This window comes from Novosphingobium flavum, from assembly GCF_014230315.1.
GTDB lineage: Bacteria > Pseudomonadota > Alphaproteobacteria > Sphingomonadales > Sphingomonadaceae > Novosphingobium > Novosphingobium flavum.
This window is the reverse complement of the sequence record NZ_JACLAW010000016.1, coordinates 86,798-93,504: the sequence shown is the minus strand read 5'-3', so window position 1 is coordinate 93,504 and position 6,707 is coordinate 86,798. Positions and strand designations below refer to the sequence as shown.

Here is a 6,707-nt window from a genome sequence, read left to right as displayed (position 1 = left end):
CGGGCATGGCCGGCGGCGCGGCCATGCCCGCCGATCAGGGCGCGGGCCGCGCGCATCAAGGCCGGGCGCGCGGCGCCGGCCTCGTGAGCGATGACGTCCTCGGCGGCATGGATCGCATGCTCCCAGGCCAGCGCCCGCGCGCCGACCCAGCTGCCCAAGACCAGGACGAGGGCAACGACCGGCTGCCCGCGCGTACGCCGTTCGACGATCATGCCCGTGCCTCCCGCGCGGCAAGGGAGGCCAGGGCCGGATGGCCTCGGTGCTCGGTCTTTTCCCATGTGACCGCGGTGCCGTTGAGGCTGCGGAGATAGGCGAGCAAGGCACGGCGCCCGGCGATGATCGCAATCACGTTGGCGACCGGAATGCGCAGGACCGCGCGCAGCCCTTCGGAAATGCCATATTCGCGCGCCGTGAATACGAAGCGCAGCAGCAGTCGCCAGGCCAGTCCAGCCAGGCAGAGCGTCATCAGCATCCGCACTTCGGGCGGGCTGGCCAGGGGCGTGATCAGCCGGGCCCCCTCGGCCGCGCCAAGCGCGGTGCCGATCACCACCAGCAGATAGGCCGTGAACAGGACCAGCGCCACCAGCGGCCCGCGCCGGTCACGCAGGGCCATCCACAGGTCGGCCGTCCGGCCCCACCAGCCCAGCCGGTCCCACGACTGGAAAGCGATGCCGTGGACCCAGCGGGTCTTCTGGCGCACCGCCTCGCCCAGCGTGTCGGGGAAATAGGAGCGGGTCGCGATCAGCTGGCCGTCCTGGTCGCGCAGCCGCAGAAACCGCCCGCGCCGGCCGCTGCGCGCGATACGCCAGCCCAGCTCGTAATCCTCGGTCAGGCATTCCGGCGCGAAGGGGCCGGCGCGGCGATTGCGGGACGGGCCTTCGCTGCGCTCCAGCTCGGCCTTGCGGGCCTCGGCCAGCTCATGCAGAATCTCGCGCGAGATCGCGCAGCCCACCCCGGCCGCCGGCAGCGCTGCGCCGATCGCATCGCGCACGACCATCGCCTTGGCATGGCTCTCGGTGAATTCGTCGGCATAGTGGCCCGAAACCCACGGCGACTGAGGCATGGTTTCGGGGCGAACCGGCAGCTGGACGAAACCGGCGCCATCGAGCGCGGCGTCCATCACCACCAGCGCGGCGGGGTGAACCATGTCTTCCGCATCATGCAGCACCACGAAGCGCGCCCGCTGGCCCGAGCGCAGTTCATCCTCGGTCAGGGCGCCGTAAAGCCGGTTGAGGCAATCGGCCTTGGTGGTCGGCCCGTTGCGATCATGGATCACCAGCCGGACCCGGCGATCGCTGGCGGCGGCCTTCATCGCCGCGGCGATGGTATCGGGATCGTTGCGATAACAGCCGATATAGAGCCTGAGCTCGGCATGCCCCCAGGCGCCGAGCGCGTGGCTGATCGTGGCGCCGATCACGCCGGCTTCGCGCCAGGCCGGGATGAAAACCGCGGCCACCCCGGTCAGCGGGCGCGAAGAGACATCTTCCTTGAGCCACGCCGAACGCACCCGGCCGCGCAGCAGCAGCCAGATCCAAGCCACGTCGATCGCCAGTTCGTCGGCCATGCCGATCACGAACCAGAAGCCCGCGAACAGCATCAGTTCGTACTGAACCACCTGCAGCCACTGCAGCGGTGTCATCACGAACGACGAAGCGGCTAGGGCATGGGCCCAATAGGCCATGCGGTCGAATCCCCCTGTAAAATCCCCCGGGAACACTATGTAACTAAAGTAAAGCGGTCTTGCAAAGATCACGGTTACGACCGAATTACCGGCGATGCTCCGAAATCGCCATGTCGTCACCCGTGCCGCGGCCGGCATTTTCCGCCTCCTGCACGGAGACGTGGGCGCAGGGCTGCTGCTGATCGCGGCTGCCGGCGCGGCGCTCATCCTCGCCAATTCCCCCGCGCAGGGCTGGTATCACGACCTGTTCCACGCCCCGCTCGGGTGGACCCCGCTGGCCCACCTTGCCACGCTGCACCTGTGGATCAACGACGCCCTGATGGCGCTGTTCTTCTTCGTCGTCGGCCTCGAGATCAAGCGCGAGGTGCTGGACGGCGAACTGGCCACGCCCGCGCGGCGCCGTCTTCCGGTGCTGGCGGCGGCGACTGGGATGGCCGCCCCGGCGCTCGTTTTCCTGGCTGTGGCGGCCGGCAGGCCCGGGCTCGGTTCGGGCTGGGCCATCCCGGCGGCGACCGACATCGCCTTTGCCGTGGGTGTCCTCGCGCTGGCCGGCAAGGGCCTGCCCCCATCGCTGCGCCTGTTCCTGCTCACCGTGGCGATCGTCGACGACCTCGGCGCCGTGGCGATCATCGCTCTGGCCTATACCCCCTCGATCGACCTTGCCTGGCTGGGCCTTGCCGGCGCGGCGCTGGCCTGCATGGCCGTGCTCGGCTGGCGGCGGTTAGGCCATGCCCTGCCCTATGCCGCGCTCGGCGCGTTGGCCTGGTTCGCCGTGCTCCATTCGGGCGTCCATGCCACGGTGGCGGGCGTCCTTGCCGCCTTCACCATCCCGCTGCGCCCGGCAAAGCACAGCGGCGACAGCCTGCTGCTCCGGCTCGAACATGCCCTCGCCCCGCTCAGCGCCTATGTCATCGTGCCCCTGTTCGGCTTTGCCAATGCCGGGGTTCACCTTGCGGGACAGGGCCTTGCCGCAATGTTCGAGCCTCTGCCGCTGGCCATTGCCGCCGGGCTGGTGCTGGGCAAGCAGGCCGGGGTGCTGGGCGCGATGGCACTGGCCGACCGCACCGGCTTCGCCCCGCGCCCCGTCGGCGCCAGCTGGGCGCAGCTCTGGGGTCTCTCCGCCCTGTGCGGGATCGGCTTCACCATGAGCCTGTTCATCGCCGGCCTCGCCTTCCCCGCCGCGCCGGAGCTGGTGGAGCAGGCCAAGCTCGGCATCCTCGCCGGCTCGGCCGTGTCGGCCCTGATCGGCTTCGCGATCCTCAGGGTCGCGCGCAAGACGAGTTGAGTCTTACCAGGCCCCGGTGTTGGGCATCGAGACCCACGGCTCGGCCGGATCGAGATAGCCGTCCTGGAGCAGTTCGATCGAAATCCCGTCCGGGGTGCGAACAAAGGCCATGTGGCCATCGCGCGGGGGGCGGTTGATCGTCACGCCGGCCGCCATCAGCTTATCGCAGGTCGCGTAAATGTTCGGCACGCGGTAGGCCAGATGACCGAAATTGCGGCCTCCGCCATAAACCTCGGCGGCCGATCCATCTTCCGGCGGCCAGTTGTAGGTCAGCTCGACCTCGGCCTCCTCCTGCCCCGGCGGGGCCATGAAGATCAGTGTAAAACGGCCCTTCTCGCTCTCCATCCGGCGGGTCTCGGTGAGGCCGATCAGTTCGAAGAAGCGGACGGTCGCCTCGGGGTCGGTCACGCGGATCATGGTGTGGAGGTACTTGGTCACGGCAGGGTCCTCGACTGAACAGGTTCGCGGCCCCATTTAGGCACTTGTCCGGCAATGAAAAGGCCCGCCCCGGACATGCCGGGACGGGCCTGATTTCATCGTCTCGCGAAAGCGATCAGAATGCGGCGGTCAGCGAGACCACGCCGACCGGCTTGGCCGGACGGTAGAAGTATTCGCCGCAAACGCTGGTGCAGGTACCGGCGTAGGTGCGGCCACGGCCGAGGTCGGTGCCGACCAGCGAGGCGTCGAGGGTCAGGTTCTTGTACGAAGCGCTGACGCCGACCGAGTAGTCGAGGTAGTCACGCACGTAGTCGAAACCGCCCGAGGTGTAGCCGACGTGGCTGTGGACGCTGAGCGGGGTGCCCGGGACCGAGCTGCTCAGTTCGCCGTAGACGTAGGTGTTGTTGCGGGTCGCCGAGAACAGCGAGTAGTTGAACACCTTCTGCGCCGGGGCGAAGTTCACGCCGACCTTGCCCTTGACCGGGCCATAGGTGCGGGCGACCGAACCGTAGACTTCGTAGTAGTTGCCGGCAGTGGCGCCCGGATAGAGGTAGCCGATCACGCCGAGGTCGATGGTCGTGCCGGAGAGGTCACGGGTGTAGCCGCCGAACACGTCGAGCTCGGTGCCGCCGATGTTGATCGGGCTGCCGAAGTTGCCCTGGCTCGCGCTCGAACCCCAAGTGCCGACATAGAGGCCCGACGAGTGGGTCGCGGTGATCGCGCCCTGGATCACGGGCAGGTTGTCCGACTGCGACAGGCCGCGGAAGCGGTACTGCGAAGCGACCGTGGCCGAACCCGTGATCGTGATGTCGCTCGCCGGAGCCTCGTCGGCGAAAGCCGGGGCAGCGGTGAAGGCGCCGATCAGCGCGGTGGCGGCGAGAAGGCCGCGAACAGTGGTGGTCATGATAATTTCCTCATTCTTCTACGAAGTGGTCCTCTACCCACCGTGTCTTTGCCGCAGCACCTCTTGGCGGGTGCGATCGGCCAGACGGCTGTAACATTCCAGCAATGTTCGCAGTGGCACAAGGCGAAACCCGTAATTAGTTGCATTGCAGCACCAACCTGTGCCTTTCACGCAACAGGCGGAACCGGGGCGCCCGCGAAGAATTACGAGGACTGGTTGTGCAGCGGATCGTCGCTCCCTATACCGCAGCGCAAGGCAAACACCCCGCCCATGATCAAGGCCATCCGCAACCTCTTCCGCCCCTCTGAAGGCAATCCTTCCGCGCCTGCCATCCCGGAGGGCGAGCGGGTCTATGCCGTGGGCGACATCCACGGCCGGCTCGACCTGTTCACCGCCCTGGTCCACGCCGTCGACGCCGACGATGCGGGGCGCGTCCCGGCCCGGACCACGGTGGTCCTGCTGGGCGACCTGATCGACCGCGGGCCGGACAGCGCCGGGGTCATCGCCGCCGCGCGCGACTGGCAGCGCCGCCGCCGGGTGCGGATCATCATCGGCAATCACGAGGAAATGCTGCTGCGCGCGCTGGATCACGACGACGTGCTGCGCTCCTTCCTGAAATTCGGCGGGCGCGAGACCGCGCTGAGCTATCCGATCGACGCGCAGGCCTTCAACGCGGCCGACTTCGCCGATGCCCGCGACCTGCTGCGCGCCGCCATTCCCGCCGCCGACCTGGCCTTCATCCGCGCGTTCGAGAACGCGGTGAAGATCGGCGACTACCTGTTCGTCCACGCGGGAATCGCGCCCGAAGTGCCGCTGGAAGAGCAGCGCGAGGGCGACCTGCGCTGGATTCGCGAGCCGTTCCTGTCGCACCGCGGGGATCACGGGTTTGTCGTGGTCCATGGCCACACCATCACCGCCGAACCGCAATTCCGGCCCAATCGAATCGGACTCGACACCGGGGCCTTCAGTTCCGGACGGTTGACCGCCATCGGCCTTGCGGGCACGGACCGCTGGCTGATCGAGGCGCGCGACCAGGACGGCGCCATCACCACGCATACCAGGAGTGCTGCATGAAGATCGCTATGGTTGGTTCAGGCTACGTCGGCCTCGTCTCGGGCGCGTGCCTTGCCGACTTCGGCCACGAGGTCGTCTGCATCGACAAGGACCCCGGCAAGATCGAGCGCCTCAACGCCGGGATCATGCCGATCTACGAGCCGGGCCTGGCCGAACTGGTCGCCGGCAACGTGAAGGCCGGGCGCCTCTCCTTCACCACCTCGCTCGCCGAAGGGATCGACGGGGCCTCTGCGATCTTCATCGCGGTCGGCACACCCTCGCGGCGCGGCGACGGCCATGCCGACCTCTCCTTCGTCTATGCCGTGGCCGAGGAAATCGGCCAGAACCTCAAGGGCCCGGCCGTGATTGTCACCAAGTCGACCGTGCCGGTCGGCACCGGCGATGCGGTCGAGCGGATTCTGGGCGAGGCCAATCTGCCGTTCAGGTTCGCGGTCGTGTCCAACCCCGAATTCCTGCGCGAAGGCGCGGCGATCGGCGATTTCAAGCGGCCCGACCGGATCGTGGTCGGCGCCGAGGACGAGTTCGGCCAGCAGGTCATGCAGGATGTCTACCGCCCGCTGTTCCTCAACCAGGCCCCTCTGATCTTCACCAGCCGCCGCTCGTCCGAGTTGATCAAGTATGCGGCCAATGCCTTCCTCGCCACCAAGATCACCTTCATCAACGAGATCGCCGACCTGTGCGAGAAGGTGGGCGGCAATGTCCAGGACGTGGCGCGCGGCATCGGGCTCGACAACCGGATCGGCTCCAAGTTCCTGCATGCCGGGCCGGGCTATGGCGGTTCGTGCTTCCCCAAGGACACGCTCGCCCTGCTCAAGACCGCCGAGGACTACGACAGCCCGCTGCGGATCGTCGAGGCCGTGGCCAAGGTCAACGAGAGCCGCAAGCGCGCCATGGGCCGCAAGGTGATCGACGCGCTGGGCGGGCTCGACGCGGCGCGCGGCAAGAAGGTCGCCCTGCTCGGCCTGACCTTCAAGCCCAATACCGACGACATGCGCGACGCCCCCGCCATTGCCATCGCCCAGGCCCTGATCGACGCCGGGGTGACCGTTTCGGCCTATGACCCCGAAGGGATGGACATGGCCGCGCCGCTGATGCCGGGCGTGGAAATGGCCACCAACGTCTATGCCGCGATCGAGGGTGCCGATGCCATGGCCCTGGTCACCGAATGGGACGCCTTCCGCGCGCTCGACCTCGACCGGATCAGGACCATCGCCCGCGCCGCCGTGCTGGTCGACCTGCGCAACGTCTACCGGCCCGACGAAGTCCGCGCGAAGGGCTTCACCTATACCAGCATCGGCCGGACCTGAAACCCGGGCCTGGACCGC

The 6,707-nt window shown here is 68.0% G+C and carries 6 protein-coding genes and 1 pseudogene; 3 read left to right on the top strand and 4 right to left on the bottom strand.

Annotation, left to right across the window (positions count from 1 at the left end; genetic code table 11):
- Nucleotides 1-212, bottom strand: a pseudogene (locus H7F51_RS17325) (hypothetical protein); the annotation flags it as partial.
- Entirely contained in the window at nucleotides 209-1,681 is a 1,473-nt protein-coding gene (locus tag H7F51_RS17320) for a glycosyl transferase family protein (RefSeq protein ID WP_246448674.1), read from the bottom strand. The gene H7F51_RS17320 and the pseudogene H7F51_RS17325, both read right to left, overlap by 4 nt.
- A gap of 94 nt (nucleotides 1,682-1,775) precedes the next feature.
- Here H7F51_RS17320 and nhaA point away from each other — a divergent pair, with 94 nt between their 5' ends.
- Complete coding sequence (gene nhaA, locus H7F51_RS17315; RefSeq protein ID WP_185665570.1) at nucleotides 1,776-2,966, top strand: Na+/H+ antiporter NhaA; 1,191 nt, start codon at nucleotides 1,776-1,778, stop codon at nucleotides 2,964-2,966.
- A gap of 3 nt (nucleotides 2,967-2,969) precedes the next feature.
- On the opposite strand, the gene H7F51_RS17310 is transcribed toward nhaA, so the two are convergent.
- Together H7F51_RS17310 and H7F51_RS17305 are read right to left on the bottom strand one after the other, a co-directional pair.
- Nucleotides 2,970-3,404 carry a VOC family protein gene (locus tag H7F51_RS17310; protein WP_185665569.1) on the bottom strand — a complete coding sequence of 145 codons (435 nt, stop codon included), beginning with the start codon at nucleotides 3,402-3,404 and terminating at the stop codon, nucleotides 2,970-2,972.
- 115 nt (nucleotides 3,405-3,519) lie between these two features.
- Nucleotides 3,520-4,308 (bottom strand): TorF family putative porin, encoded by a 789-nt coding sequence (locus tag H7F51_RS17305; RefSeq protein ID WP_185665568.1) that lies wholly within the window; start codon nucleotides 4,306-4,308, stop codon nucleotides 3,520-3,522.
- Between the two features lie 270 nt (nucleotides 4,309-4,578).
- On the opposite strand from H7F51_RS17305, the gene H7F51_RS17300 reads away from it, so the two are divergent.
- Both H7F51_RS17300 and H7F51_RS17295 read left to right on the top strand, forming a co-directional pair.
- Nucleotides 4,579-5,382 carry a metallophosphoesterase gene (locus H7F51_RS17300; protein WP_185665567.1) on the top strand — a complete coding sequence of 268 codons (804 nt, stop codon included), beginning with the start codon at nucleotides 4,579-4,581 and terminating at the stop codon, nucleotides 5,380-5,382.
- Entirely contained in the window at nucleotides 5,379-6,689 is a 1,311-nt protein-coding gene (locus H7F51_RS17295) for a UDP-glucose dehydrogenase family protein (RefSeq protein WP_185665566.1), read from the top strand. Before H7F51_RS17300 ends, H7F51_RS17295 begins: the two co-directional genes overlap by 4 nt.
- The last annotated feature ends 18 nt before the right edge of the window (nucleotides 6,690-6,707 follow it).